Here is a 26847-nt window from a genome sequence, read left to right as displayed (position 1 = left end):
CCTCTGCAAAACACGGGTTCGAGCGCCGCCGCTTCACGCCTTGCGGGTCAGGGGCAGCGCCAGTCGGCGCTGGCCGGTGGCATCCGCCACCGCGTTGCCGAGGGCTGCCGCCATCGGCCCCTGGACGATTTCGGCTGCACCGAGGAAGGGCTGGCCAGGCTGGTCGATCAGGTGCACTTCAACGTGTTTCGGAAGTTGCGGGAAGCGCAGGATCGGATAGCCACTCCAGTCATAGCTGCGTACGCCACCGGCGTCATAACTGACTGCCTCGTAGAGCGTCCAGCTGCTCGACTGGACGATACCGCCCTCGACCTGGTTGCGTAGCCCATCGGGATTGACGATCTGACCGACGTCCACCGCCGTGACCACCCGCTCGATCTCGATCTCGCCGGTTTGCGGATGCACCTGGATTTCCACTGCCACCGCGCAGTAGCCCATGATGTTCTTGTAGCGGGCGAAGCCCAGGCCGATGCCCGTGCCCGGTGCAGACGAACGCCGTGGCCAGGCGAATTCATCGCGGGCCCGTTCGACCACGGCGCGGGCCCTTGGGTCGGTGAGGTGGCTCAGGCGAAATTCGACGGCATCCACGCCCGCCTGCGCCGCCAGTTCGTCCAGGCAGGCCTCGATGGCAAACACATTGATGTGGGCACCCAGCGAGCGCATTGCCGAAGTGCGAAACGGCATTTCGCTGATGAAATGCATGTCGATATCGCGTGCGCTCGTTTGATACAGCGGGATCGCGTTGCGGTCGCCGTCGCCTTCAGGCTGGGCAATCGGCACCGACGGCGCCGAGGCGAACGGGCGGGCAAGCATGCGCGCGGGCACCAGGCGGCCGGCGTTGGTGATGCGCTCGTTATGCGGCGTGGTCCATAACTGGTACTGCCAATGGTTGAGGCGGCCGCTGCTGTCCAGGTCGGCCTGCAGCTCGGTGAGCATGGCCGAGCTGTACGGTTCCCACAGGTTCTCCTGTTCACGCATCCACTGCACGCGCACCGGCACGCCCGGCATGCGCATGGCGATGAGCGCCGCGTCGGCTGCGGCATCATCGGCGCCGTTGTGGCCATAGCATCCGGAGCCTTCGGCATGGATGCAACGTACCGCTGTCAGCGGCAGGCCGAGCATTTCGGCGATGCCCGCACGCAGTGGGAAAACACCTTGGGTATGCGTCCAGACCGTCAACGTACCGTCCTTGAACCAGGCCACCGAACAGGAGGGGCCGATGGAACCGTGCATCAGATACTGTTTGGTGACGCGCGCCCGATAGGTCTTGCCACTTGAAGGCGCCGGCTGGCCTTGGTGGCGGATGGGGTAGCGCCTGGATTGCAGCTTGGGCAGCAGCTGGTGGATAACCGCCTGGTCCGGAATCACCTCGCCGGCGGTCCACGTCGCCGACCCGTAGCCCGCCCGCATGGCCTGGATGGCTTGCCATTCATCCTTGGCCACCACGGCAAGATAGTTGCCATCCTCGACCACCTTGACCACGCCCGGCAGGCGTTCGATCGCCTGGCTATCGAAGCCGGTGAGCTTGCAACCCGGCCTTGGTGGCCGGATCACCCGGGCATGGAGCATGCCCGGCAAGCGCATGTCCTGTACGAATGCCGCGCCACCGCTGACCTTGGCTGGAATATCCAGGCGTGGGATGGCGTGGCCGATGAGCTTGAACTGCTCAGGTGAAAGGTCCGGCGAGCTGGCCTTGGCATATTGATGCAGGTCCACGCCCGCCACCGCCTCGGCATAGCTCATGCGGGCGCCGGACGGCGCCGTGATCATCGCATCGCCTGTGCGCAGCGACGACACTTCCACGCCCCAGCGCCTGGCAGCCGATTCCATCAGCATCTGCCGCACCTGCGCAGCGGCGTTGAACAGCGCCGTGCCGCTGTCGAAGAGGGTATGGCTGCCGGCCGTGTAGCCTTCGTTCGGCGTCAGCGCCGTGTCCGCCGTGAGAAAGGTCACCGCCGCCGGCGAGACGTCCAGCCGCTCGGCTGCGATCTGCAACAGCGCGGTCTTTACCCCGGTGCCCAGCTCCACTTTCCCGGTGTACACGGTGATACCTTCCACGCCGACCCTGATCCACGCGTCGAGGTACGGGTTGGTGCGCAAGCTGCCCGGCAGGTCCGGGGCGAGCACGACAGTACCGAGGGTATCCACCTCGGTATCGGCCAGCGCCTTGCGGGCGGCCGGCAACAGCGCGAATGCCATCAGCAGGCTGCCGCCCTGCAGGAACGCGCGACGACCGAATTCAGTTGTGGACGACATGCAGGCCACCGTTTTCGACTACGCGGGTGATCGCTTCGATGATTCGCAGGTGCGTGCCGCAGCGACACAGGTTGCTGGCCATGTGCGCGCGGATGGTGGCTGCGTCGGGCTGCGGATTGTGCTCCAGCAGGGCCTGGGCGCGCATGATCATCCCGGCGATGCAGTACCCACATTGTGCGGCCTGGGTATCGATGAAGGCTTGTTGCAGCGGGCCTGGCCGTTCGGGCGTGCCCAGGCTCTCGACAGTGCGCACGTGGCGGCCTTGCATGCCGGCACACGGCGTCACGCAGGAGAATACCGGCTGGTCGTCGACGATGACGGTGCACGCGCCACACTGGCCCAGCCCGCAGCCGTACTTGGCGCCGTTGAGTTCCAGGTGGTTGCGCAAGGCATAGAGCAGCGGCATGTCCGGATCGATATCCAGGCTGTGCAGCTTGCCATTGACTGTAAGGTTCACGTTGCTCATGGGGTCTCCTCGCGCAGAGCCTGAATAGTCGAATGCAAATCCGTCCACGGCCGATCCGGGGCGGCTTGGCCACGGACGAAGGCCGCCAGGTCAGCGAGCTGTTGGTCGCTCAGGCTGGCGGCAAACGGTGGCATTGCCGGGCCGGGCTCACCGGGGGTGGGGGCAATGCCTTCCAGTACCGTCTTGATGAAGTTGCGTGGCGCAGGGGCCTGCACCGAGGACGTCGCCGTCAGCGCTGGCCTGCCGTCGATACTGCGCATCGGTGCGGCTGCGCCGTGGCAGCCCGCGCATGCAGCCTGGAACAGGTCACCACCCAGACTGGACGATTCGGCCGAGGCCACAGCCTTTGTTTCGAACCTGGCTGGTTGATGAGGAGATGCCGGCAAACTCAGCAGATATTCCGCCATGGCTTCGACGTCGCTTCGAGGCAGCCGTGCGAGTTCCTGGCTGACCGGGCGCATGGGGCCGGCCGCAGTGCCATGGCCGTCGACGACGTTGGCTTGCAGGTAGTCCACCAGTTGGGCTTGGGTCCAGGGCGTTTCGCGACTGGCCAGGCCGAGCAGGGAAGGGGCCTCCCAGCCGTCAACCACGCCACCGGCAAGCGCCTGGCCCGTTTTCTCGGCACCGAGCAGGTTCAAAGGGGTATGGCATCCGCCGCAGTGGCCCGCGCCTTCGACCAGATAGCGGCCACGGTTCCACTGTGGCGACGCCTGTGCTGTCGGCACGAACGGCGCTGAATGCAGGAACAGCAGGTTCCAGCCCGCGACCAGCGGGCGAAGGTTCATCGGGAACTTCATGCGGTTGGGGGTTGCCGGCTGGTCCACCGGAGGCCCGCTCATCAGGTAGGCATAGGCGTCTGCCAGGTCCTGATCGTCGAGCAGCCGGTAATGCGTGTACGGGAAGGCCGGGTAGAGGAAATGCCCATCGCGGGAAATCCCGTCGCGCATGGCTCGCTGGAACGCTTCGAGTGGCCACTTGCCGATACCGGTCTGGGCGTCAGGTGTGATGTTGGTGCTGTACAGCGTGCCAAACGGCGTCACCAGCGGCAGGCCACCCGCCAGGTACTTGCCGCCAGGGCGCGTATGACAGACCGCGCAGTCGCCGGCGGTGACGACCTTGGCACCGCGCGCAATCTGTGCGGGTTCGAATAGCATGGGCCGCTCGATCGGGTCGATTGCCGGTCGCCACATCAACCCGAACGCTGCGGCTACCCCGCCCACGCCCAGTGCAATAGCTGCCAATGCCCAACGCTTCCTGTGCGACATCGATACCCACCTCGTTCTGCGCCTTTAGCAACCAGCAACTCCCGGTATTGCCGGCTGCCGATCAGTTCAGGGCGAGCCTAAAGGAGCGCGGCTGGTGCGGGTATGGGGCGCTCGCGCAAGGCAGCTTTGCTCATTACGCAAGGCTGACAGCGCGTGTCGGATAGCACGTCTGTTCAATCCCGAGGCCGGGCAGGTGGCTATGCTGCAGGCTGGTGCAACCTCGACTGGTGATGCCACCAGCTTCCCTCATGGCAATCTTCGGCAGGGTCGGTCAATGGATAAGTTTCTCGCCTTGAGCATGTTCGTAGAGACGGTACGTTGCGGTGGCTACTCCGCTGCAGCGCGAAAGCTTGGCGTGGCAACATCGTCCGTGGCGCGTCAGGTTGCAGCACTGGAGGCGGAGCTGGGCACCACGCTCATTACCCGCAGCACACGCCAGAACCGCCTGACCGACCTGGGCCAAGCCTATTTCGACAACGCGGTGGGCATTCTCGATGCGCTCGCTGCAGCCGATGGCATGGTCACCGACAGGGGCAGCGAAGCCAAAGGCAAGCTGCGGGTCAGCGTGCCGGTGGAGTTTGGCCGACGCTTGATCTCTCCCCACCTGGGACGGTTTCTGGCGAGCCATCCGGAGCTGGAGGTCAGCCTCAACCTCAGCGACGAGCGGGTGGACCTTTACAAGGACCGTATCGACCTGACCGTGCGCCTGGGGTCGACTGTCTCCAGCGAAGATGTGATCTGCACCACCATCGGTCATTTCCAGCGCTGGCTGGTGGCCAGCCCGGCCTACCTGGAGCGGCACGGTGCGCCGACGCAACCGAGCGAGCTCACCCGGCATTCCTGCATGCGCTTCGATTACGGCGGGCCGATGCGCGACTGGCTGTTCGAGGTGGCTGACGAGACGGTGCCCGTAGCGGTGCAGGGCCGCATGCAGAGCAACAATGCCGACATTCTCAGGCAGGCAGCAGTCGCCGGGCAGGGCGTTGCGCTGCTGGCCGACTGGCTGGTTGCCGAGGATGTGCAACAGGGCCGGCTTACCCGCTTGCTGCCCGAATATGAAGTGAACCCGATGTCAGTCAATGCCTCGATCAATATCGTCTACCTGCCGATCAATCGCGCCTCGACGCGTATCAAGGCCTTTGCGCATTTCATGAAAGAGTTGGTCTGTGATGTCTAGCGACGTTGCGCAACGCTCTATTGCGTGCGGTGTGGCTTCTGCCTGGGCAGCTGACGACGTACGCTGGGGTGAACTACCTCACTCAGGGCCTGGATCATGCACATTCCCCCGCTCCTGGCATTCGACTTTCTTGACCCTTGGAGCTGGGTAGCGCAGCGCCGGCTTGCGCTCGCGATGAGTCAGGTCGGGCAACCCCTGAGCGTCACCTTTCAACCCTGCCGCTCGCCATGGAGCCATGCCGCCGCCGGCATGGCCTACCACGACTTTCTCGAGCGTCGCTTTGGCACCCAGGCGCTGATTCAGCTATCCCTGGTGGCTGCGGAAATGCGCCAGCTCGGCATCGAACCGGCGTTCAGCCGGATCGTCCACCTGCCCGACACGCGCCCCGCGCTGGCCGCTGTACTGTGGCTGCAGCGTAGCGGGAAACCCGCTCATCACTTTGTCGAAAGTGCGTTCGAGGCCGTGTATTGCCATGGCCAGGATATTGGTGATCCGGCGGTTCTGGAACAGCTGCTGCAGCGACAACAAGTACCTCTGGGCGAAGTCGTGCAATTCATGCACAGCGACACGTTCAGTGATGAATTGCAGGCCAGCGAAGCCACGGCTGTGGCGTGGGCGGGACGCGTCATTCCGTCTTTGTGCATCAACGGTACGGTGGTATTCGGTGCGCAGACACAGAGTGTGCTGGCGCCGATGCTTGCCTCCTGGGCACGCATGTCGTGAGGACTGTCTGAGGATCACGCGGGCAGACGGCGAATGAAGCTTCTCTTGTCGCTCGCAATGAATTTCGATTCGGACGCTTCATCCTCCAAACATGCGCATTCAAGTTCTACTTTTTCGCCAATGCGCATGAGTACCGCACCCGCTCACTTCCTTTGCAAGGCTATCAGGTTCGTCGTCGATTTCCGCCATGCTCAGCCGCGATGTTTCAGGCAACAACAACGAGCACAGCGCGACCAATGCCAGTGCGCCAGCACCATACCACGCCACGCCTAGCGGATCGTTGTTAGTAAGGATAAGGATTGCAGTGGCGATGCTCGATGCTGTGCCGCCTCCCAGTGCTGCACCGATCTGATAGCTGGCCGAGATTCCCGAGTAGCGCATGTCACGGGGGAACTGCTCGCCCAGAAACGACGGTATCGGACCCTGGGTTGCGCCCATCAGCAGACCGGTCAGGCTGTAGGCGAACAGGGCGATACCGAAGCTCATCATGCCTACCAGTTGGAAGAAGACGAACAGCCCGAGCGCCATCACCACGGCACCGAACACCATCACCGTGCGCCGGCCCAGACGGTCAGACAGGTAGCCGAACAGCGGCGCGGAGAACACGATGGCGATCGACAAGGTCAGGTCGAACATCAACGCCTGGGTGCTGCCGAAGCCCACCTGGGTGGCGTAAGTCAGGAAGAAGGTGCTGCCGATGTAGGCGATGGTGCAGTAGCCGAAGGCGATGCCGGTGCACAGCAGCAGCTGACGTGGACGTTGACGCAAGGCATCGGCCAGCGGTGCGCGGACCGGCCTGAGCGCCGGGGCGACGACCGGCATGGCGGCTTTCAGGCGTGCATACAGGCCGATCAGCACCAGTGTGCCGCCAAGCCAGAACGGAATGCGCCAGGCAAAGTCCACCAGATTGTCGTTGAAGGCAGCACTGACGATGGCGAACACCGCAGCGCCTAGGATGCCGCCGACGCCGATGCCCATGCTGGTGAAGCTACCCCACAACCCGCGCCTGCCCGGCGGCGCCGATTCAATGCCGAACAGCGCGGCACCGCCCCACTCGCCACCAGCGGCAAAGCCCTGGATCAGGCGCAACAACACCAGCAGGATCGGGGCAGCGACGCCGATACTGGCATGGCTTGGCAAGCAACCAATAAAGAACGTGCTCAGGCCCATGAGCAGCAAGGTCGCGACCAGCACCTTCTGGCGACCGATGCGGTCACCGTAGTGGCCGAACACCAAACCACCCAGCGGACGGGCGAAGAAGCCGGCGCCAAAGGCGCTGAAGGCCACCAAGGTCGCGGTCAGGTGGTCCATCTGGGGGAAGAACACCTGGGGAAACACCAGCGCAGCCGCAGTGCCGTAGATGATGAAGTCATAGAACTCCAGCGCAGTGCCCATGCCGGAGACACAGAAGGTGCGCAGCGCAGACCGGGACGACGCAGGGTTGGAATGTTCCGCATGCATTGTTGTTGTTCTCGTTGTCAGGGGCCCCGCCCTGTTCAGGCGGCACCGGGTGGGCTCAGAAACGTTCGAAGCCAGCCTTGGCCAGTTGCAGCGGCGTGCCCGCTACGTACTCCAGCGCGCAGCGCTCGGTATCGATCCCCACGCTCAGCAGGGTTTCCCAACGCTCGGTATCGGGCATGGCCATGTCCGGGTGGAAGCAGATCGGTGCACTGTCGCCTTGCGCGCCGCACATGGCTTCGGCGCGGGCGCGCAGATCGGCGCTTCCCATCTGGCCGATCACCTGCTCCAGATGGCCCAGGCGACAGTGGGTGTCGGCGCGGTCGGCAACCTGCTCGCCCAGGCTCAGCTGCGGGTCGAGGAAGTGGTTGGTGTGCAGCAACCAGCCGTCTTCACGCGGCAGCACCAGCGCCGTGCGCTCGGGGCTGAGTTCGATGCTGACGGCGCGCGGGCTGCTGTCCGCGCGGGAAAACACGGTGAGCACGGTGGAGGCGCTGACCCGCGCCGAACGGGCCAGTTCGATGGCTTCCTCGACACTGCTGGCGGTTTCGAGCAGACGGCGGGCAATCGCGTGCACCGGCACACCTCCGCTGTCGTTGTCGCTGACGTGATGGAGGATGTTGAAATGCAGGCCCAGACCTGCGCTGTTCACTCCCAGCTTGGCCAGCATGCCGAACTCGCAGAACAGCTTGACGTTCATGCCACGCTCGGTGCACAGCGCCAGCATCAGGCCGTGGGGGCACAGGCTGTCGTGCCAGTCCCAGGTCTGCAGGGTCTGTGGCGCACGCGGGCCACGGGGCGCATGCACAGTAGTGGAGCATTCGCTGTGTCGGGTGCGCGCCGCCAGTACCTCGGTTCGGGCGTTCAGGCTTGCCAGCTGCCACAACGGCAGGTCGGCGCCGCAGGCCATACCGATCACTTCGGCCGCCAGGTTCGGGCTCCAGGCTTCCAGGGCGGCCAGGCTGTTTTCGCCGATGCGCTGCGCCTCACGCAGGGACACGCCCACCCGCGCAAAGAAGTCCAGGTACAGCTGGGTGGAATGGCGGATCTGCTCGGCGAAGCGCTCGCCGATCTGGCGACCACGCTCAGCGGGCATGCGGATATCGGTGACTAGGGTGTGGATCTTCACTGCGGGGGAACTCCTGGTACAGCAGGCTCGAGGAATCGTTGCTGTTCTGGAACGAGTGAGGCCGCCTCGCACCCCTGGGGCCTGTACCTGCCGTGTGAACGACAGGGCCAGGGACCGGGCACGAAGTGGCCGCCGTGTTCAAGCAACCACCGCTAGCCTAGCGAGCCACTCCCGGTCGATCATCGGCACGACCCGCACAACTTTTGTGCCTGAATGGAACAATTGAACCCGCTGCGCGGTTAAAGCCCCTGGCTGCGCAGTTGCTCATGCAGCAAGGCGATGAAAGCCTGCACCTTGCGCGTGTTGCGCCGATGGGGCAGGTACAGCACGTGCACCCAAGGCCCGAAGGCACTCAACGCCTGCCAGTAGCCCGGCAGCACCTCCACCAGTTGCCCTTTGGCCAGATAAGGCGCGGCGCACCAGGTGGGCACGAACTGCAGGCCATGGCCATCGAGCAGGCAGGCAAGCAGGAAGTCGAAATTGTCGCTCACCAGGCGAGGCGTGGGTTGGCGCACGCGCAAGGTCTGGCCCTCATGCTCGACCCACCAGAAGCTGCGATTGAGCAGCGGATGGCGCAGCAGCAGCCAGTCGTGCTGGGCGTAGTTCTCCAAGGTGATGGCACCGCCACGCCGGGCCAGGTAGTCGGGGCTGGCGCAGAGGATCACCCGGTTCTCGATCAGCGGCTGGGCGATCAGCTCGGGCTGGTCGGTGGGGCCGTCGCGCAGCGACAGGTCGTAACCACCGTCGATCAGGTCTTCGTTGGCGTCGTTGAGGTTCACTTCCAGGCGCACCTGCGGATGTTCGCGCATGAAGCGAAAGCACACCTGGTTGAGAAACGCCGGGCCGAATGACGGCGGCGCGGTGATGCGCAAGGTGCCACGCAGTTCGTGCTGCAACTGTTCCACTTCCTCGGTCACCAGCTGCAGGTGCATCAAGGCCTGACGCGCGCCTTCCAGGTACAGGCTGCCGGCCTCGGTGAGTGCCATGCGCCGGGTGGTGCGCTCGAACAGGCGCACCCCGAGCTCGGTCTCCAGGTGGGCGACGGCCTTGGTGATGGCCGAGGGGGTCTTGCCCAGCTGCTCGGCTGCACGACTGAAACTGCCGTGCTCGGCGGCGGCGACGAAGATGGTCAGGGCCGTCATTTTGTCCATGGTTTCTTCCTGTTCGGCACAAGCGAGGCAGTGAGGGGAGCGCGTGATTGTCCGCGCCTTTTCAGCAAACCCGCAAATGGCGCCGATTTGAATAGGCGCTGAGCGGCCTGTGGCTTGCAGCAAGGCAATCTTGGGCCAGGGATTGTTTCCTGATTGCGAAGAAAGTTGTGCCTGCCTTCGCATTTAACCGGCCTTGCGCGTTGGCTAGGCTGCAGCTCCATCGCAACAAGAACGAGGCATCGAATGAAGCACCTCCTCAAGACAGTGGTCAGCGCGGGCCTGGCCTGCACCTCGTTGCACAGCTTCGCGGCAGTGGACGTTATCTTGCACAACGCCAAGGTTTACACCGCCGAACCAGGCCAGCCGCTGCAGCAGGCGGTGGCGGTCGAGGGCGAGAAGATCGTCGCCGTGGGCTCGGACCAGGTCGTGCTGGGCCTGAAGGCCGATGGCACCCGGGTCATCGATCTGGGCGGCAAGGTGCTGATGCCAGGCATGCTCGACTCCCATTCCCACGCCATAAAAGGCGGCCTGCAACTGGAGCTGGCCAACCTGATGGGCGAGCAGATCCCCCTCGATGAACTGGAACAGCGCCTGCGCGAATGGCGCAAAGATGGCAAGGCCGTGCGTGGTGAGTGCCTGGTCGTCGGTGGCGTGCCGGGGACCTACTGGGACGACATCCCGGCCCTGGAGCAACGTTTCAACCACGGCGAGTGGGCCGACCAGCCGATACTGCTGGCCGCCAACGACATGCACACCGGCTGGGCCAACCAGGCCCTGCTCAAGCTCGCCAGGATCGACGCCAAGACCATCGCGGCATTGCCCGCCGAAGCGCGCAGCACCATTGGCCAGCACCAGGACGGCACGCCCAACGGGTTTCTGGCCGACGCCAGCTATTACCCGGTGACCGACCTGCTGCCACCGCTGTCCCACGACACCCTGATGACCGCCGGACGCAGGGCCCTGGACTACTCCAGGCAGCTGGGCATCACCGGCTGGATGGACCCACTGGCCAACGAACTGCCAGGATCGGATGTGAAGAACGACTCGCTGGGAGTGCTGCCGGTCTACAAGGAGCTCTCCGAACGAGGTGAACTGACGGCGCACATCGCCGCACTGCTGATGGCTGGCTCCAAGGCCCGCCCAGCCGACCTGGATGAGCTGGACAAGGTGCGCCAGCAGTTTCTCGGCGTACGCAATCTCACCTTGCCCGGTGTCAAAGTGTTCGCCGACGGCGTGGCCGAAATGCCGGCGCAGAGCGCGGCGATGCTCGAGCCCTACAAGAACTCCGGCCAACGCGGTGAACTGCTGCTGGACCCGAAGCACTTCGCTGAATTGGTCGATGCCGCCGATGCCCGTGGCTGGCTGGTGCATGTGCATGCCATCGGCGATCGCGCCGTGCGTGAGGCACTCGACGGCGTGGAACAGGCACGACGCGCGCGACACAGTGGTGTCCCGCACTCGATTACCCACCTGCAGATGGTCAGCGCGAACGACTATCCACGCTTCAAACAGCTCGATGTGATCGCCTCCATGCAGTTGTACTGGGCCAGTGCCGACGAAACCAATGTCGACCTGGTCAAGCCGTATGTCGATGAGCATGCCTTCGCCCACAGCTACCCGGCCCACTCGCTGTCCAAGGCCGGTGCGACCATCGCCGGCGCAAGCGACTGGCCGATCACCACCCCGGAACCGTGGAAGGCGATCTACCAGGCTATCAGCCGCAAGGGCCCCAAGGGCGTGCTCAATGCCGACGAAGCCATCGACCGCCAAACGATGTTCCAGGCCTACACCCTCAATGCCGCTCGCGCCATGCGCCTGGAGCAGCAGGTCGGCTCACTGAAGGTGGGCAAGCAGGCCGATATGATTGTGCTCGACCGCGACGTGCTCAACGTCGATGCCGAGGCGCTGCGTGACACCCAGGTGCTGCAGACCTGGTTCGCCGGCAAGCAGATCTACCAGCGCTGATAACATCGCGGAGAAACATAGTTGCAAGTCGCAACAAGCTGTCCTGCTATTTTCAAGGTACAACAGCCAGGTCGCTCTTCTACACCAGCCGCATACCATCGATGATGCCAAAATGGTGGCCGATGAAAAACTGTGAGATCATCGGCTGGTAACCTTAGGTGGTTTGATGTAGAGGTCTTACCGGATACGCCATCAGGCGCAAGGAAAGCGTGTTTAGCCCAATGGCGACGCCGCTTCACCAAACCGCATGCCTTCAGCATCCGGACGCACCCAATGCCTACTCGGCCACGCCCCAAGCTCAACCTACGCATTCTCCTGTTGGCGTTCGCGCTCATCGCGGCTTTCTCGACGCTGGCAAACACATTTTGGGTAATGCTCTCGACTCAGAGAGCTGAACTGGTTGAAAACGCTCTTCAAACCAATGAGGCATACGCCGCTCGGGTCGCTGATAGTCTGCAAGGGGTCTTGACGTCAGACCTCGATCGCTTGCGTTATGCAGCTGACTCGATTGGAGAGAGTTTCTCGGACCAACGCTCGTTGAGAAAAGAGGCGTATCGCCTTCTGCGCCAGGACCGTAGCTTCAACTCGGTGCTCATCGCAGATGCCGACGGAAAAGTAGTCGTCTCTGCTCCTGGCAGCATGCGGTTGGAAGGGCAGCTGCTGCAGAATCGATTGCCGCTGTCGAAGCGGGAACCCATGATCAGCGATGCCTTCCAGTCATTGGCTGACCATCTGGTAGTGTTTGTTTCACATCCCGTTTTCGACCGCAACAAGCACTATCTTGGTTTGGTGGGCGGCAGCATAAGGCTCCAGCAAAAGAATACGATCCAAGCGCTGATGGACCAGAACGTACGCGAGGATGGAGCTTATATTTTTCTCGTTGATAGCCAGCGTCGAATCCTGTATCACCCCGACCCGAAGAGAATTGATGAAGTTTTGATCGGTAGCAGTCTTGTCGATGCCGCACTGGCGCACAGCAACGGATCGATGCAGGCGCTCAATGAAAGCGGCAACGAAGTACTGGCGGGATACGCAAGAATCCCTAGCAGCAACTGGGTGGTCGTGTCCCAGCAGCCGCTCGCCAGCATACAGGCGAGCTTGGAAGCCACAGCGAAGAGGGTAGCAAAAGGTGTTGCGCCACTTGGTCTGTTCGGCCTTCTGATGGTCTGGTGGATAGGGCGGAAAATCTCTGTCCCCCTTTCTCTCTTGGCCGAGAATGCCAAGCGTCTGGACGCACCAGCATCCTACGAACGAATAAGTGCGATACCAGCCGACTATATCGAAAGCTGGCAGATTCGCCGAGCATTGCTATTAGCAGCCAATCTTCTGCAAGAGAAGATTGGCAGGCTCAACCTTCAAGCTCAAAGCGATCCTTTGACCGGCCTGACGAATCGTAGGGGAATGGATGAAACGATCGGCTTGTGGCAAGAAACCCTCAGGTCGTTTGCCGTCATCTCGGTGGACATAGATCACTTCAAAGCGGTTAACGATACCTATGGCCATGGCGCCGGCGATGAAACTCTCCGCGAGGTGGCCAGGCTGATGAAACAAGCTTCGCGCCCCGATGACCTGGTCTGTCGCCTAGGAGGTGAAGAATTTGCTTTGTTACTCCCCAATAGCTCGATCTCAGTTGCGAAAGAAGTTGCGGAACGATTGCGAGCAGTGGTCGCATCGGCGCCATTTGAAACGGTTGGTCATATCACCATATCGCTAGGCGTCGCCCTATGGAAAACGGGTGAGCCAGTGACAGCCACCTTTGAAAAGGCAGATCAACTTCTTTACCGAGCCAAGGCTCTCGGCCGTAATCGTGTTGTTTGTGACAACCTGAACTTGCAAATAGCAGGCTGACGAGAAGCGCCGTCGTGCAGATGCGCCGCCCATGCGCTGGACCGTTTCCGACACCAGGCTGCGGGTCTACGTTTCAATGGGCAGATAAAAAAGCATGAGGGGCGCACTGCGACCGCCTCATGCAAAGGAATATCTGGCTACTGAGCGAGGCGCTCGATGGCCGCGGCAACCCCGGCGCCATAGGCCGGGTCAGCTTTGCTGCAATTGTTGATATGCCGTTCGATAACCTCATCAGCAGCCCCTCTGATTGCCCGCGCCGTGTTATCGAATAATGCCTGCTGCTGCGCCGGCGACATCAGGCGGAACAACGCGGCGGGCTGCGAGTAGTAGTCCTCGTCGGTACGGTGGTTCCAGTGATCGGCGGCACCCTGCAAGCTTAGCGGCGGTTCGGCGTACTCCGACTGCTCGGCCCACTCGCCGTAGCTGTTTGGCTCATAGGCCAGGCGCGCGCCCTGGTTACCGTCAACGCGCATCTGGCCGTCGCGGTGGTAGCTGTGGAACGGGCAGCGCGGCGCATTGACCGGGATATGCGTGTGGTTGACGCCAAGCCGGTAGCGCTGCGCATCGCCATAGGAGAACAGCCGGCCCTGCAGCATCTTGTCCGGCGAGAAGCCGATGCCGGGCACCACATGGGCCGGGTTGAAGGCGGCCTGCTCGACCTCGGCGAAGACATTCTCTGGATTGCGATTGATTTCCAGCACGCCGACCTCGATCAGCGGGTAGTCCTTGTGTGGCCAGACCTTGGTCAGGTCGAAGGGGTTTATCGGGTAGCTGCCGGCGTCTTTCTCCGGCATCACCTGCACGTAGAAGGTCCAGCGCGGGAAGTTGCCCTGCTCGATGTTGTCGTACAGGTCGCGCTGGCTGCTCTCGCGGTCGCCGGCAATTACTTGCCCGGCCTCGGCGTCGGACAGGTTGCGGATGCCCTGTTGGCTCTTCCAGGTGAACTTGACCCAGTGCCGTTCGTTGGCGGCGTTGATGAAACTATAGGTGTGGCTGCCGAAGCCGTGCATGTGGCGGTAACCGTCGGGAATGCCGCGATCGCTCATGACGATGGTGATCTGGTGCAGCGCCTCCGGTAGGCTGGTCCAGAAATCCCAGTTGTTCTGTGCGCTGCGCATGCCGGTGCGCGGGTCGCGCTTCACCGCGTGGTTGAGGTCGGGGAACTTGAGCGGGTCGCGCAGGAAGAATACCGGGGTATTGTTGCCCACCAGGTCCCAGTTGCCCTGCTCGGTATAGAACTTGATGGCGAAGCCGCGGATGTCGCGCTCGGCATCCGCCGCACCGCGCTCGCCGGCGACGGTGGAGAAACGCACAAAGATCTCGGTCTGCTTGCCGATCTGCGAGAACAATGCCGCGCGGGTGTAGCGGCTGATGTCATGGGTGACAGTGAAGGTGCCGTAGGCGCCTGAGCCTTTGGCGTGCATGCGTCGCTCGGGTATCACCTCGCGGTCGAAGTGGGCGAGTTTCTCCAGGAGCCACACATCCTGCAGCAGGGCAGGGCCGCGCGGCCCGGCGGTCTGGGTATTGTTGTTGTCGACGACGGGCGCGCCGACGGCGTTGGTCAGTTTGTTCTTCGACATCAGGGTTACTCCTCAAATCAGTTCACCAGGCAGCTCGCTGGTCGCGACAATGGCGCGGGCAAAGGTGGCCCGTTGATTTCATGGGCGGCGTGCAAGGCCTTCGCACCAGGCCTCCGTATGACTGCGGTGCAGAACGGAGGCCTGGCTTCGACCAATCAATAGTCCCAGTACGCCGCAATCCAGCGGAAAGCATCGCCGTCCAACGCCACGCGTCCAACCGAAGGGAATGGCAGGTGAGTTGCAACGAATATTTCGCCGCTCGACGCGGCTTCCTGTAGCAAGCGCACTCTGACGTGAACTGATTCCTCGGGATCATGCTCGAAGCCGTTGTGCCATTCCGGATGGTCGAAGGCCACCGGGAACAGCGCGTCGCCAGCGAAGGTCAGACGCTCACCGGCGGAATCGACGTAGACGATGCAATGGCCGGGGGTGTGACCGCCGGTAAGCTTCGCCACCACGCCCGGCGCAACCTGGCACTCGTCTTCGAAGATATGTAGCCGGCTTTGGTAGTGGGCCATGAATTCGTTGGCAGTACGCCGCAAAACATCCGGTACAGGCTGTGGCATTTCCGTCAGGCTGAAGTCGGGAATCTTCCAGAAGTCGACTTCGGTCGCCGTGACGTGGATGCGCACGTCCGGGCTCAGGCCGTTCTTCACTGTGTCGGTGAGGAGCCCGCCGATGTGGTCCATGTGCATGTGGGTGATGACGATGTCGGTGATCGATGACAGTTCGATGCCGGCGTCCTTCAGGCGCCTGGGGAACTGCCCGGCGCGGGGGAAGCCGGGGAACTGGTTGCCCAGGCCGGCGTCGACCAGGATGGTATGCTTGCCGCTGCGCACCAGCAGCACGTTCAGCGCCCAGTCGAACATGTCAGGGCCCAGGTACATGCCCTTGAACCACGCCGCGCGTTCTTCCGGGGTGGCATTGGTCGACATGGTTTCGGTAGGCAGCGGCAACACCCCGTCGCTGACCACCAGCACGTCGATTTCGCCGACACGCAGGGCATAGCGCGAAGGCACCAGTTCCTGGGCCGGGGTGGGGGCGTCTGGCTGAACGAAGGTATTGAGGTGCATGGTCATGGTCGTTCTCCTGTTGCTTTTGGGGTAGGGGCCATCGGCGAATCGCACGCCTGCCCTGAGGAGAGAATGCAGGTGCGGCGATCAGGCCACCGGGATCAGCGGGTCGGCAGCGGCAAGGGCGGCGCGGCGGTCGGCGGCCGGCGGATAAATCCACACGGTGTTGATCTGCGTCTTGAGCTCCTTGGCTTTGGCCTTGACCAGCTTCAGCTGGCGGTCCCAACCCTCGGTGTAAACGGCGCCCCAGGCGCCCAGGTCCAGGCAGGTCACGTACTTGGGCTGGCGGTACTGAGTTGGCGCGACGCCCAGCAGGTCGGCGGCGGCGTTGTTGCCGGCATGGCGCCCCAGGCTGATGGCGTGCTGGCAGGACATCACTGCGAAGTTGCCGATCTCGTCAGTGGCCGCGTAGGCCACGTCGCCCGCGGCGAAGACGTTGTTCAGCCCACGCACCTTGAGGGTGCCGTCCACGTGCAGGCGGCCCTGGCCGTCGCGCTCGGCATCCAGTTGTTCGGTCAGCGGGCTGGCGCGGAAGCCGACGGTCCAGATCACCGTGTGGCTCTCGATGTGGCGGCCGTCGGCGAGGGTGACGCCGTTGGCGTCCACGGCGGCGACCGTGGCACCGGTAATCCATTCGATCCCCAGGCTGTCGGAGGCTTCGATGATGGAGGGACGGATGCCATCGCCCATCACCGCACCGATGCGTTCGCCGCGATCAACGATGATTACCCGTACATCCTGGTCTTCACCCAGCACCGCGCGCAGGCGGGCCGGCATTTCGGTGGCGGTCTCGATACCGGTGAAGCCGCCTCCGGCGATGACCACGGTATTGCGTGCGCGGCTGGCCGGCTGGTTACGCAGCGACATCAGGTGGCTTTCCAGTCGCGCCGCCGATTCGATCTGGTCGACATCAAAGGCATATTCCTTCAGGCCCGGTACAGGCGGGCGGGACAGCTGGCTGCCGCTGGCCAGCACCAGGCGGTCGTAGCTCAGATTGCCAGTGCGGCCGGTTTCGTCGCGGTAGCCGACCTTGCGGGCCTGCTCGTCGATGCGCTCGGCGGTACCCTTGACGAAGCGCACGCCCACGGCGTCGAACAACTCGGCCAGCGGAGCGAACATGCTGTGCACATCGGGTTCGTAGAAACGCGGGCGGATGCGCAGTTCGGCCTGCGGCGCCAGCAGGGTGATCTCCACATCATTGCGGCCGTGCATGTCCAGCAGGCGGGCGGCGCTCAGAGCGCTCCACAGTCCACCGAAGCCCGCGCCAATAACCAGAAGTTGCTGTTTCATGATGTGCTCCTGACTCGAATGGATGAATTGCTTGAAATAACTGCTTCAAGTTCGGCGTGACGCTGACGAGGGCGCAAATTGCGGCTCGCGTTGTATTTCTGCAGTCGTCCGCTGTGAATTCATGCTACGGAGAATAAGGCGCTGGCGCACTTCTACATCGGTGTCTGGGAATTACGCATGTGGGGAAGGGAATTATACGAAGGTATCGACACGGAACTTGCACGATTCAATGGCTGAGTCATTCGGCGGGCAATTCCCGGCCGGAAACTCATGGCTACTGCCGTAGCGCGGTCTCGATGCTGGCGAGCAACTGTTCTGCTTCGAACGGTTTGGGCAGACAGGCAATCACCCCGGGCATGTCCGCACTGATGCGTGGCCTTTCGCCAGGGTAGGCCGTCATGAAAATCACCGGGATGTTCAGGCCCCGGGAACGCAGTGCCTCGTAGAGCTCCACACCGCACATTCCAGGCATCTGAATATCGGAGATCAGGCAGTTGGCCAGTTGTGGGCCTTCGGAATCAAGGAATTCGCGGGCGCCGCCATAAGTGCGCGCCAGGTAACCGGTAGCGCGCAGCAGGCCTTCCAGCGCGATGCGAAGGGATTCATCGTCGTCGACAATTGCAATGATAGCCTTATTGCGCATTTGCGTCTGTCGCATCCTGTGGGGCACTCGCGGCGGTGCCGGGCGTACTTTCACCATACGCCTTAGAACAAGTCGGAGAAGTATACCTAGGTATAGTCGGGCGACACCTGCGTATGGAAATTACCACTGCCAGTCTGAAGTTGATGCTATTTGCGGCGATCCCTTTTTCCGAACTATACCCAGGTATCAGTGCGAATAACCAACGCGTGACGATATTGCATCCATGTACAACTGACTCGAAGGTTTCGCCTGATTAATCTGCCATCATATCGCAAGCCTGGAGCATCGAGCGGGCGCAGCGAAAGGTTGGTCGGATGCAACTTCACCAGGCGGGCGGAACCATGAACAGAAATGACCTGCGACATGCCGATATCAACTTGCTGGTGGTCTTCGAAACCATGATGCGAGAGCGCAACGTGACCCGGGCGAGTGAACGCCTGTTCCTTTGCCAGCCCACCGTCAGTAGCGCGCTGAACCGTCTGCGCACGATGTTCGACGACCCGCTGTTCATCCGCAGCGGCAGAACCATGGAGCCCACCGCGCGGGCCAAGGAAATCCATGTGCGCCTGGGGCCAGCCCTGGAAGGCATCGCCCTGGCCCTGAGCTGCACGCGGGAGTTCGACCCGCGTAGCAGCGAAGAAACCTTCCATGTCGGGCTGTGCGACGAAGTCGAATGCGCGCTGTTGCCGCGGCTGATGCAGCAGTTTCGTGCCGAAGCGCCGAACATCACCCTGGTGGTGCGCCGGGTCGATGCCTGGCAACTGCCGCAACTACTGCTCGCCGGGGACATCTCCCTGGGCATCGGCCAGGCGCAGGAGCTGCCAGCCAGCGCCCATTGCCGCAGCCTGCGCCCGGTACAGCCGATGCTGCTGCGCGCGGATTCGGCGGCGGGGCCGGTGAGCCTCGACGAGTTCTGCCGGCGTCCTCACGTCGCGGTGTCCACACTGGGCAAGGTCACCGATGATGTCGACGGTGCGCTGGCCAGGCATGACCGGCAGCGCCGGGTGGTGCTCGCGGTGCCGCAGTTCAGCGCGTTGCCGGCGCTGCTGGCCGGCAGCGACATGCTCGCCATCGTGCCCGACTACGTGGCGCAGGCGATGGCGCCGGTCGCAGGGCTGCGCGCCGAATACCCACCGCTGCCGCTGTCGAGCCCGGACCTTTCCATGGCCTGGCGTGGCACCAGTCATGCCGACCCGCGCGAGCGCTGGCTGCGCGGCTATTTCGCCCGTCACCTGCAGTTGCCGCCGGAGCGTTCGCTGGCGCTGTCCGTGGCCTGAGCGCAACCGCAAGGCTCAGCGGGTGAAGCGGTTGCGGTAATCGCGCGGGGAGATTGACAGGTGGCGCTGGAAGGTGCTGCGCAGCCGCTCCTCGTCAGCGAAACCGCAGGCGCGGGCGATCTGCTCGATGTTGCGCGAGGAGTTTTCCAACAGGCGTTTCGCCGCCTCCAGCCGGAACAGCTCGATGGCCTTGGCCGGCGTGCGCCCGGTGCGTTCCTTGTACACACGGGAGAAGTTGCGCAGGCTCATCTTCGCCTGCTCGGCCAAACGTTCCACGGTGAGCTCCGCATCGCCCAGATTTTCCCCCAGCCACAGGTGCAGCTCTTCGAAGGCCGGGCTGTCCTGGGCCTGCAATTGCAGCAGGGTGCTGTACTGCGTCTGCCCGCCAGGGCGCTTGAGGTAGACCACCAGTTCCCGCGCCGCCTGCATGCTGATATCGCGGCCGCAGTCGGTCTCCACCAGCGCCAGTGCCAGGTCGATGCCGGCAGTGACGCCCGCCGAGGTCCAGACCGCGCCCTGCTGGATGAAGATCGCGTCGGCATCCACCTGCAGAGCCGGGAAGCGCTGTTGCAGGGTGTCGCACATGGCCCAGTGGGTCGCGGCGCGGCAGCCGTCAAGCAGCCCGGCCTTGGCCAGCAGGAAGGCGCCGCTGCACACCGAGGCAACCCGCCGCACTCTGGGCGCCGCTTGGCTCAGCCAGGCCGCCAGTTCGCCGTGGTCGTCGAGGGTTTCACAGATGTCCGGGGCCCCTGGAACGACCAGAGTATCGACATCGGCGAGGTCGAGTTCAGCCAGAGAACTTGTATTCACCGACAGCCCTTCGACGGTGCTCACCAGGCCGGGGTGCAGGCTTGCCGTCAGCAGTCGGTAGCCTGGCAGGCCGCGTTGTGCGAGGGCCTTGCTGGCGGCCCAGAACACAGTCTGGGCACCGCTCAGGTCTAGCAGGCCCATCTGCGGGTAGGCGACGAAGGCGATGGTGATCGGTGTTGTCGCCGGTAACGGGTAAGGAGGAGCAAAGGCGCTTGCCATCGGGGTTCTGCCTGTTCGGGTGGCCGGGTGGAGGAAAGACAGTGGCCGGGCGCCTCAAGCGCCACAGGTGGCCGATATTCAGGGGTTTTTGGCCTGGCGGCGCTTCGCTTCGCCAGGCTAGCCTTGCTCCCAGCAGCGGCGGGGCGCGCGCCATGGCCGAGCCGGCAGGCACCGCCCCGGGCCCCATGACCACTGGGCTGGCGTTTTGTCGTGAGCCCCATCATGGACCAGAATTTTAGACCTGCACACTGCGCGTGTCGCGGTCCCTCAAGGAGGCAAGATGAGCGCATCGGCGCATTCCAATCCGCCGCAAGACTCGAAGGAACCGGTGGTATATGTGGTCGATGACGACGAGTCCATGCGCCTCGCCCTCGATGGCCTGCTGCGTTCCATAGGCCTGCAGGTGCACTCCTTCGATTCCACCCAGGGCTTTCTCTCCTTTGTCCGGCGTGACGTGCCCAGTTGCCTGGTTCTCGACGTACGCCTGCGCGGCGAAAGCGGCCTGGCCTTTCAGGAGCAGATGGAGAAAAGCGGGGTGCGGATGCCCATCGTGTTCATGACCGGCTACGGCGACATCGCCATGACGGTGAAGGCCATGAAGGCCGGCGCTGTGGACTTCCTTGCCAAGCCCTTCCGCGATCAGGACATGCTCGATGCGGTGGCGAGTGCCCTGGTCCGCGACGGTGAGCGTTTGCGGGCCGAGCAGTCCGGCGCGGCGCTGCGCCAGGCGTTCGAGGCGCTGACCCTGCGTGAGCGCGAAGTGCTGCGCTTCGTCGTGGCGGGGTTGATGAACAAGCAGATCGCCGCCGAGCTCAACCTCAGCGAGGTGACCGTGAAGGTGCACCGCGGCCAGGTGATGAAGAAGCTGGCCGCACGCTCGGTCGCCGACCTGGTGCGTAAGGCCGAGGCCCTGGGCGTCGAGCCGTTGCTGCGGACGACCTGAACCGATTGCAAGACAGTCGCTGGCCGCCGCTCGGGGGGCAGCAGACTCCCCTCAGAGGTTGCCGAGCCGATGGCCAGCAAACAGAAGATCCTGTGGAACGACGGTGAGCGGGTGTTCTGCCGCGCCCGCCCCTCCGGCGGTGGTGGCGCCAGCGTGCTGCTGGTGCGCCCCGCCGCCGAACATCCCTTGCCCTCCACGCTGGAACGGCTGGCCCACGAGTACAGCCTGCGTGATGAACTGCACAGTGCCTGGGCACTGCGTCCGCAGGCTTTGCACCGCGAAGGCGGCAAGACCCGCCTGCTGCTCGATGACCCCGGCGGCGAACCGCTGTCACGCCTGCTGCGACAACCGCTGGAAACCGGCGCCTGCCTGCGCCTGGCCGTGGACATCGCCGTGGCGTTGCGCCAATTGCACCAGCGCGGCCTGGTGCACAAGGACCTCAAGCCCAATCACATCCAGGTAAACTGCACCGATGGCCAGGCGCGCCTGACCGGCTTCGGCCTGGCCTCGCGGTTGCCGCGCGAGCGCCAGGCGCCCGAGCCGCCGGAGACCATCGCCGGCACCCTGGCCTACATGGCGCCGGAGCAGACCGGGCGGATGAACCGCTCTGTCGACTCACGCAGCGACCTCTATGCCTTTGGCGTGGTCCTCTACCAGATGCTCACCGGTACGCTGCCGTTCACCGCCAGCGACCCGATGGAATGGGTTCATTGTCACATCGCACGCAAGCCGCTGCCGCCGGGCGAACGGGTTGCCGGCGTGCCACCGATGCTCTCGCAGATCGTCCTCAAGCTGCTGGCCAAGACCGCCGAGGAGCGCTACCAGAGCGCCGCCGGCCTCGAGCACGACCTGCGTCGATGCCTGGCTGACTGGCAGCGAGAAGGGCAACTCACGTCCTTCACGCCTGATGAGCAGGGCACGCCGGACCGCCTGTTGGTCCCCGAGAAGCTCTATGGCCGCGAGCATGAAGTCGAGGTGCTGGTCGATGCCTTTGCCCGCATCGTTGCCAGCAGCACGCCCGAGCTGGTGCTGGTGTCGGGCTACTCCGGGATCGGCAAGTCCTCGGTGGTCAACGAATTGCACAAGGTGCTGGTGCCGCCGCGCGGGTTGTTTGCTTCCGGCAAGTTCGACCAGTACAAGCGCGACATTCCCTATGCGACGCTGGTGCAGGCTTTTCAGGGGCTGGTGCGCACGTTGCTGGGCAAGAGCGGCGACGTCCTGGAGGGCTGGCGCAGCGCGCTGCTGGAGGCGCTGGAGCCCAATGCGCGGTTGATCACCGACCTGATTCCCGAGCTGCGGCTGATAATCGGCGACCAGCCAGCGGTACCCGAGCTGGAGCCACAGCAGGCCCAGCGCCGCTTCCTCCTGGTGTTCCACCGCTTTATCGGCGTGTTCGCCCGTGCCGATCACCCGCTGGCACTGTTCCTCGACGACCTGCAATGGCTGGATGCAGCGACCCTCGACCTGCTGGAAGACCTGCTCACCCATTCGGAGCTGCGCCATCTGATGCTGGTCGGCGCCTACCGCGACAACGAGGTGGACGCCAGCCATCCGCTGACGCGCAAGCTGCAGGCCATCCGCCAGGCCGGTGTGCGCATCGATGAGATACGCCTGGCGCCGCTGGCTCGCGCGCATATCGAGCAGTTGATCGCCGAGGCCCTGCGCTGCCCGCCGCCGAGCATCGTCGCGCTGGCCCGGCTGGTGCAGGACAAGACCGCCGGCAACCCGTTCTTCGTCATCCAGTTCCTCCAGGCGCTGGCCGAGGAAGAGTTGCTGACCTACGACCACGAGGCCCGGCGCTGGCGCTGGGAACCGGAGCGCATCCACGAAAAGGGCTTCACCGACAATGTCGTCGACCTCATGGTCGGCAAACTCGCGCGCCTGCCGCTGCAAACCCTCCAGGCCCTGCAGCAGCTCGCCTGTCTCGGCAACATGGCACAGATCGATACCCTGGCGACCGTGCTCGACCTGCCGTCGGCGAAGGTCCACTCGATACTCTGGCCGGCGGTTCGCCAGGAATTGGTGGAACGTCTGGAGGGCGCGTGCGCATTCGCCCATGACCGCATCCACGAGGCGGCATACTCGCTGATTGCCGAGGAAGCCCGTGCCGGAGCGCACCTTCGCATCGGCCGCCTGCTGGCCGAGCAGACCCCGGCGGAGCGGCGCGAAGAGGCGATCTTCGAGATCGTCGGCCAGCTCAATCGCGGTGCCAGGCTGATCGAGGCCCGCGCTGAGCGGGAGCAACTGGCCGAATACAATCTGCTGGCAGGACAACGCGCCAAGGCTTCCAGTGCCTATAGCTCGGCGCTCGCCTACCTGGGTGCCGGGGCGGAACTGCTCGGCGGCGATTGCTGGGAGCGTCGTCACGACCTGTGCTTCGCCCTGGAACTCAATCGTGCCGAGTGCGAATTCCTCACAGGCCAGCTGGCGCAGGCCGACGAGCGTCTCACCGCGCTGACGCCTCGCGCCATTACCACGGTGGAGCAGGCGGCAGTTGCCTGCCTGCAGATGGACGTATGCCTGCTGCAGGACCGCAGCGACAGGGCGGTCGCCGTGTGCCTGGGCTACCTGGAGGCGGTCGGCATCCATTGGTCGGCGCACCCGGATGACGACCAGGTGCGCATGGAGTACCAGCAGATCTGGACGCAACTGGGCGAGCGCAGTATCGAACAGCTGATCGACCTGCCGCTGATGGAGGATGCTGCTACCCTGGCCACCCTCGATGCCCTCGGCAAGCTGTTCGCACCGGCGTTGCAGAGCAACGCCAACCTGGCCAGCCTGACCGTCTGCAAGGCCGTCAGCCTGAGCCTCGCGCGCGGCAATTGCGACGCCTCCTGCATGCTGTATGCGAATGTCGGGCGCGTCGCTGGCCGCCGTTTCGGTGATTACGAAGCCGGCTACCGCTTTGGCCGCCTGGGCTGCGATCTGGTCGACCGGCGCGGCCTGAATCGCCATGAGGCGCGCACCTACCTGTGCTTCTCGATGTTCGTGGCACGCTGGATGCGTCCGGTGCGCGAGTGCCGGGAGTTGCTGCGCCGGGCTTTCGTCGCGGCCAACCGCGTCGGCGACCTGGCTTACGCCGCTTATGCCGGCAATGGCCATATCGCCGATGTGCTGTTCCTCGGCGAGCCGCTGGCGCAGGTGCATGAGGAGGCCGGGCAGGGCCTGGCCTATGCGCAGAAGGTGCGCTTCGGCCTGGTGGTGGATTTCATCAGCACGCAGCTGGCGCTGATCCGCACGCTGCGAGGGCAGACCCCGACCTTTGGCTGTTTCGACGATGAGCTGTTCGACGAGGCGCGTTTCGAAGCGCACCTGGACAGCACGCCGGGCCTGGCGCTGGCAGCGGCCAAGTACTGGATACGCAAGCTGCAGGCGCGCTGCATGGCAGGCGATCACGCGGCGGCCATGCACTGTGTGGCGCGGGCGAAGGCGCTGCTGTGGGTGGTGGAGTCTTTCACCGAGGAGGCCGAATACCACTTCCATGCGGCACTGACCCTGGCAGCCGGCTTCGATGCCATCGACGTCGGCGGGCAGCCCGGCATCCTGCGGGAGCTGGCCGGACATCACGCCAAGTTGCAGGAGTGGGCGCAGCAGTGCGCCGAATCCTTTGCCTGCCGGGGGACGCTGGTTGGCGCGGAAATCGCTCGCGTCGAAGGGCGGGTGGTCGACGCCGAGCTGCTCTACGAGGAGGCCATCCGGCAGGCTCAGGACAGCGGCTTCGTGCAGATCGAGGCGTTGGCCAACGAGCTGGCGGGGCGCTTCTACGGTGCACGCGGCCTGGCCAAGGTCGCCCGCGTCTACCTGCAGGACGCGCGCTACGGCTACCTGCGCTGGGGCGCCTACGGCAAGGTGCGTCAACTGGAGGGGCGCCATCGCTACTTGTGCAACGAAGAGCCCGCGCCCGGCCCGACCGCGACCATCGCCACCCCGGTGGAACACCTGGACCTGGCTACGGTGCTAAAGGTGTCCCAGGCCGCCTCGGGGGAAATAGTCCTGGAGAAACTGATCGACATGGTGATGCGCACGGCCATCGAGCAGGCTGGCGCCGAGCGCGGCGTGCTGGTTCTCGCCGAGGCGGGTGAGCCCCGCATAGCAGCTCTGGCGACCGTCGGCGATGGCGCGATGTTGCTGTGCAACGAACCGATCAGCGCGGCGGCGCTGGCCGAAACGGTGCTCTACCAGGTGCTGCGCACCGGCGAGAGCCTGTGCCTGGAAGACGCCATGGCCGAGCCGGCCCTCACCACCGACCCCTATGTCCGCCAGCACCGCGCGCGTTCGATTCTCTGCATGCCGCTGATGAAACAGGCCAAGCTCACTGGCGCGCTGTACCTGGAGAACAACCTCTCGGCCGGCGTGTTCAGCCCGGCGCGGATTGCCGTGCTGCGCCTGCTGGCCTCACAGGCGGCGACATCGCTGGAGAACGCGCGCCTGTATCGCGACGCCGCCGAGCGCGAGGCGAAGATTCGCCGGCTGGTGGACGCCAATATCATCGGCATCATCGTCTGGAGCGCCGGAGGCGAGATAGCCGAAGCCAACGACGCCTTCCTGCGCATGGTCGGCTACGAGCGTGACGACCTGCTTTCCGGCCGCGTGCGCTGGCACGACATAACGCCACCGGAATCCCTGGCGCTGAGTCAGGCGCATCTCGCCACGGCCATTCGAACCGGGCATGCGCAGCCCTTCGAGAAAGAATACATCCGCAAGGATGGCAGCCGCGTGCCGGTGATCGTCGGCCTGGCGGCCTTCGAAGCCAGCCTGCAGGAAGGCGTGGCCTTCGTGCTCGATCTTACCGAGCGCAAGCAGGCCGAGGAGCGCGTACGCGAGGGCGAGCGGCGCTATCGCGAGGTGCAGACGGAACTGGCCCATGCCAACCGCGTGGCGACTATGGGCCAACTGGCGGCGTCCATCGCCCACGAGGTGAACCAGCCGATTGCCGCCACGGTGACCAATGCCAATGCCGCCTTGCGCTGGCTGAGTGCGCAGCCGCCGGAGCTGGGCGAGGTCAGCCAGGTGCTTGGGCGCATCATCAAGGACGCCAACCGAGCCGCCGAGGTGCTGGGGCGCATCCGCCAGCTGATCCGCAAGACCCCGCCGCAGAAGCAGCCCGTGGACGTCAGCGCGGCGCTGCGCGAGATGGTCGAGTTCACCCGTGGCGAGGCGGCCAAGTGCGGCGCCGTGGTGCGCGTCAGACTCGCCGACGGCCTGCCGGAAGTGGAGGGCGACCGGGTCGAGCTGCAGCAGGTGATGCTCAACCTGATCGTCAATGCCCTGGAAGCGATGGGCAGTGTGCCCGCCGGCGAGCGCCACCTGCTGGTCAGCTCCGAGTACGACAAAGATGGTGTGCGGGTGAGGGTGTGCGACAGCGGGCCGGGATTCGCCGAGAGCAATGCGGACCTGCTGTTCGCCCCGTTCTACACCACCAAGGCCACCGGCATGGGCATGGGCCTGTCGATCTGCCGTTCGATCATCGACAGCCATGGCGGCCGGCTCTGGGCCAGCGCCAACCAGCCCCGTGGTGCGGTGGTGCAGTTCACCCTGCCTGTGCATCCCGCGAAAGATGCCTGAAAAAAGCCA

At 64.2% G+C, this 26847-nt stretch carries 18 protein-coding genes; 7 read left to right on the top strand and 11 right to left on the bottom strand.

The genetic code is table 11. The annotated features are described in order from the left end of the window. Positions 1-33: 33 nt before the first annotated feature. The 3 genes from ACVWZT_RS01155 to ACVWZT_RS01145 are packed head-to-tail and all read right to left on the bottom strand — an operon-like array spanning position 34 to position 3987. A complete protein-coding gene (locus ACVWZT_RS01155; RefSeq protein ID WP_457467785.1) occupies positions 34-2256 on the bottom strand; it encodes a molybdopterin cofactor-binding domain-containing protein in 2223 nt (740 codons plus the stop codon). Continuing rightward, the gene (locus ACVWZT_RS01150; RefSeq protein WP_296234384.1) at positions 2240-2722 is read right to left on the bottom strand and encodes a (2Fe-2S)-binding protein; all 483 of its coding nucleotides are present in this window, start codon (positions 2720-2722) and stop codon (positions 2240-2242) included. Before ACVWZT_RS01150 ends, ACVWZT_RS01155 begins: the two co-directional genes overlap by 17 nt. Beyond that, positions 2719-3987, bottom strand: a complete 1269-nt coding sequence (locus ACVWZT_RS01145; protein WP_296234385.1) for a cytochrome c — start codon at positions 3985-3987, stop codon at positions 2719-2721. The genes ACVWZT_RS01150 and ACVWZT_RS01145 overlap by 4 nt, the downstream gene beginning before the upstream one ends. 274 nt (positions 3988-4261) lie before the next feature. On the opposite strand from ACVWZT_RS01145, the gene ACVWZT_RS01140 reads away from it, so the two are divergent. Then, positions 4262-5164 carry a LysR family transcriptional regulator gene (locus tag ACVWZT_RS01140; RefSeq protein ID WP_296234386.1) on the top strand — a complete coding sequence of 301 codons (903 nt, stop codon included), beginning with the start codon at positions 4262-4264 and terminating at the stop codon, positions 5162-5164. 96 nt (positions 5165-5260) lie between these two features. Further along, positions 5261-5887 carry a DsbA family oxidoreductase gene (locus ACVWZT_RS01135; RefSeq protein WP_457467782.1) on the top strand — a complete coding sequence of 209 codons (627 nt, stop codon included), beginning with the start codon at positions 5261-5263 and terminating at the stop codon, positions 5885-5887. 99 nt (positions 5888-5986) lie between these two features. Here the strand turns inward: ACVWZT_RS01135 and ACVWZT_RS01130 are convergent, their stop codons facing one another. The 3 genes from ACVWZT_RS01130 to ACVWZT_RS01120 form a co-directional block, all read right to left on the bottom strand. After that, a complete protein-coding gene (locus ACVWZT_RS01130) occupies positions 5987-7348 on the bottom strand; it encodes an MFS transporter (protein ID WP_457467780.1) in 1362 nt (453 codons plus the stop codon). 55 nt (positions 7349-7403) lie between these two features. After that, complete coding sequence (locus ACVWZT_RS01125) at positions 7404-8474, bottom strand: C45 family autoproteolytic acyltransferase/hydolase (protein ID WP_296234391.1); 1071 nt, start codon at positions 8472-8474, stop codon at positions 7404-7406. Between the two features lie 239 nt (positions 8475-8713). Next, positions 8714-9625: a LysR family transcriptional regulator gene (locus tag ACVWZT_RS01120; protein ID WP_296234393.1), complete on the bottom strand. Its 912-nt coding sequence runs from the start codon at positions 9623-9625 to the stop codon at positions 8714-8716. A 243-nt stretch (positions 9626-9868) separates the two neighbouring features. Between ACVWZT_RS01120 and ACVWZT_RS01115 the strand changes: the two genes are divergently transcribed. Together ACVWZT_RS01115 and ACVWZT_RS01110 are read left to right on the top strand one after the other, a co-directional pair. Beyond that, complete coding sequence (locus ACVWZT_RS01115; protein WP_457467778.1) at positions 9869-11590, top strand: amidohydrolase; 1722 nt, start codon at positions 9869-9871, stop codon at positions 11588-11590. 273 nt (positions 11591-11863) lie between these two features. Further along, on the top strand, positions 11864-13438 hold the full coding sequence (locus ACVWZT_RS01110) for a diguanylate cyclase (protein WP_457467776.1): 1575 nt from the start codon (positions 11864-11866) through the stop codon (positions 13436-13438). Between the two features lie 137 nt (positions 13439-13575). On the opposite strand, the gene ACVWZT_RS01105 is transcribed toward ACVWZT_RS01110, so the two are convergent. From ACVWZT_RS01105 to ACVWZT_RS01090, 4 genes are all read right to left on the bottom strand, one after another. Continuing rightward, positions 13576-15018, bottom strand: coding sequence for a catalase (locus ACVWZT_RS01105; protein WP_457467774.1), 1443 nt, complete (start codon positions 15016-15018; stop codon positions 13576-13578). A 155-nt stretch (positions 15019-15173) separates the two neighbouring features. Continuing rightward, positions 15174-16097, bottom strand: coding sequence for an MBL fold metallo-hydrolase (locus ACVWZT_RS01100; protein WP_296234398.1), 924 nt, complete (start codon positions 16095-16097; stop codon positions 15174-15176). 81 nt (positions 16098-16178) lie between these two features. Next, on the bottom strand, positions 16179-17381 hold the full coding sequence (locus tag ACVWZT_RS01095; protein ID WP_457467772.1) for an NAD(P)/FAD-dependent oxidoreductase: 1203 nt from the start codon (positions 17379-17381) through the stop codon (positions 16179-16181). Positions 17382-17655: 274 nt separating this feature from the next. Next, complete coding sequence (locus ACVWZT_RS01090; protein ID WP_457467770.1) at positions 17656-18024, bottom strand: response regulator transcription factor; 369 nt, start codon at positions 18022-18024, stop codon at positions 17656-17658. A gap of 341 nt (positions 18025-18365) precedes the next feature. On the opposite strand from ACVWZT_RS01090, the gene ACVWZT_RS01085 reads away from it, so the two are divergent. After that, positions 18366-19301: a LysR family transcriptional regulator gene (locus tag ACVWZT_RS01085; protein ID WP_457467769.1), complete on the top strand. Its 936-nt coding sequence runs from the start codon at positions 18366-18368 to the stop codon at positions 19299-19301. 15 nt (positions 19302-19316) lie between these two features. On the opposite strand, the gene ACVWZT_RS01080 is transcribed toward ACVWZT_RS01085, so the two are convergent. Then, positions 19317-20330 carry a GlxA family transcriptional regulator gene (locus tag ACVWZT_RS01080; RefSeq protein ID WP_457467767.1) on the bottom strand — a complete coding sequence of 338 codons (1014 nt, stop codon included), beginning with the start codon at positions 20328-20330 and terminating at the stop codon, positions 19317-19319. A gap of 280 nt (positions 20331-20610) precedes the next feature. Here ACVWZT_RS01080 and ACVWZT_RS01075 point away from each other — a divergent pair, with 280 nt between their 5' ends. Together ACVWZT_RS01075 and ACVWZT_RS01070 are read left to right on the top strand one after the other, a co-directional pair. Beyond that, positions 20611-21273, top strand: a complete 663-nt coding sequence (locus ACVWZT_RS01075; protein ID WP_457467765.1) for a response regulator transcription factor — start codon at positions 20611-20613, stop codon at positions 21271-21273. A gap of 69 nt (positions 21274-21342) precedes the next feature. Then, entirely contained in the window at positions 21343-26838 is a 5496-nt protein-coding gene (locus ACVWZT_RS01070; protein WP_457467763.1) for a trifunctional serine/threonine-protein kinase/ATP-binding protein/sensor histidine kinase, read from the top strand. Positions 26839-26847: the final 9 nt, after the last annotated feature.

It is taken from the genome of Pseudomonas sp. TE21394 (genome assembly GCF_054057835.1).
Note: the sequence above shows the minus strand (reverse complement) of the source record. Positions and strands in the feature narration are given on the sequence as shown.

Excerpts from the sequence above, each read along its gene's own strand:
- ACVWZT_RS01155 (WP_457467785.1), bottom strand. The coding sequence starts at position 2,256 with ATGTCGTCCACAACTGAATTCGGTCGTCGCGCGTTCCTGCAGGGCGGC.
- ACVWZT_RS01150 (WP_296234384.1), bottom strand. The coding sequence starts at position 2,722 with ATGAGCAACGTGAACCTTACAGTCAATGGCAAGCTGCACAGCCTGGAT.
- ACVWZT_RS01145 (WP_296234385.1), bottom strand. The coding sequence starts at position 3,987 with ATGTCGCACAGGAAGCGTTGGGCATTGGCAGCTATTGCACTGGGCGTG.
- ACVWZT_RS01140 (WP_296234386.1), top strand. The coding sequence starts at position 4,262 with ATGGATAAGTTTCTCGCCTTGAGCATGTTCGTAGAGACGGTACGTTGC.
- ACVWZT_RS01135 (WP_457467782.1), top strand. The coding sequence starts at position 5,261 with ATGCACATTCCCCCGCTCCTGGCATTCGACTTTCTTGACCCTTGGAGC.
- ACVWZT_RS01130 (WP_457467780.1), bottom strand. The coding sequence starts at position 7,348 with ATGCATGCGGAACATTCCAACCCTGCGTCGTCCCGGTCTGCGCTGCGC.
- ACVWZT_RS01120 (WP_296234393.1), bottom strand. The coding sequence starts at position 9,625 with ATGGACAAAATGACGGCCCTGACCATCTTCGTCGCCGCCGCCGAGCAC.
- ACVWZT_RS01115 (WP_457467778.1), top strand. The coding sequence starts at position 9,869 with ATGAAGCACCTCCTCAAGACAGTGGTCAGCGCGGGCCTGGCCTGCACC.
- ACVWZT_RS01110 (WP_457467776.1), top strand. The coding sequence starts at position 11,864 with ATGCCTACTCGGCCACGCCCCAAGCTCAACCTACGCATTCTCCTGTTG.
- ACVWZT_RS01105 (WP_457467774.1), bottom strand. The coding sequence starts at position 15,018 with ATGTCGAAGAACAAACTGACCAACGCCGTCGGCGCGCCCGTCGTCGAC.
- ACVWZT_RS01100 (WP_296234398.1), bottom strand. The coding sequence starts at position 16,097 with ATGACCATGCACCTCAATACCTTCGTTCAGCCAGACGCCCCCACCCCG.
- ACVWZT_RS01095 (WP_457467772.1), bottom strand. The coding sequence starts at position 17,381 with ATGAAACAGCAACTTCTGGTTATTGGCGCGGGCTTCGGTGGACTGTGG.
- ACVWZT_RS01090 (WP_457467770.1), bottom strand. The coding sequence starts at position 18,024 with ATGCGCAATAAGGCTATCATTGCAATTGTCGACGACGATGAATCCCTT.
- ACVWZT_RS01085 (WP_457467769.1), top strand. The coding sequence starts at position 18,366 with ATGAACAGAAATGACCTGCGACATGCCGATATCAACTTGCTGGTGGTC.
- ACVWZT_RS01080 (WP_457467767.1), bottom strand. The coding sequence starts at position 20,330 with ATGGCAAGCGCCTTTGCTCCTCCTTACCCGTTACCGGCGACAACACCG.
- ACVWZT_RS01075 (WP_457467765.1), top strand. The coding sequence starts at position 20,611 with ATGAGCGCATCGGCGCATTCCAATCCGCCGCAAGACTCGAAGGAACCG.
- ACVWZT_RS01070 (WP_457467763.1), top strand. The coding sequence starts at position 21,343 with ATGGCCAGCAAACAGAAGATCCTGTGGAACGACGGTGAGCGGGTGTTC.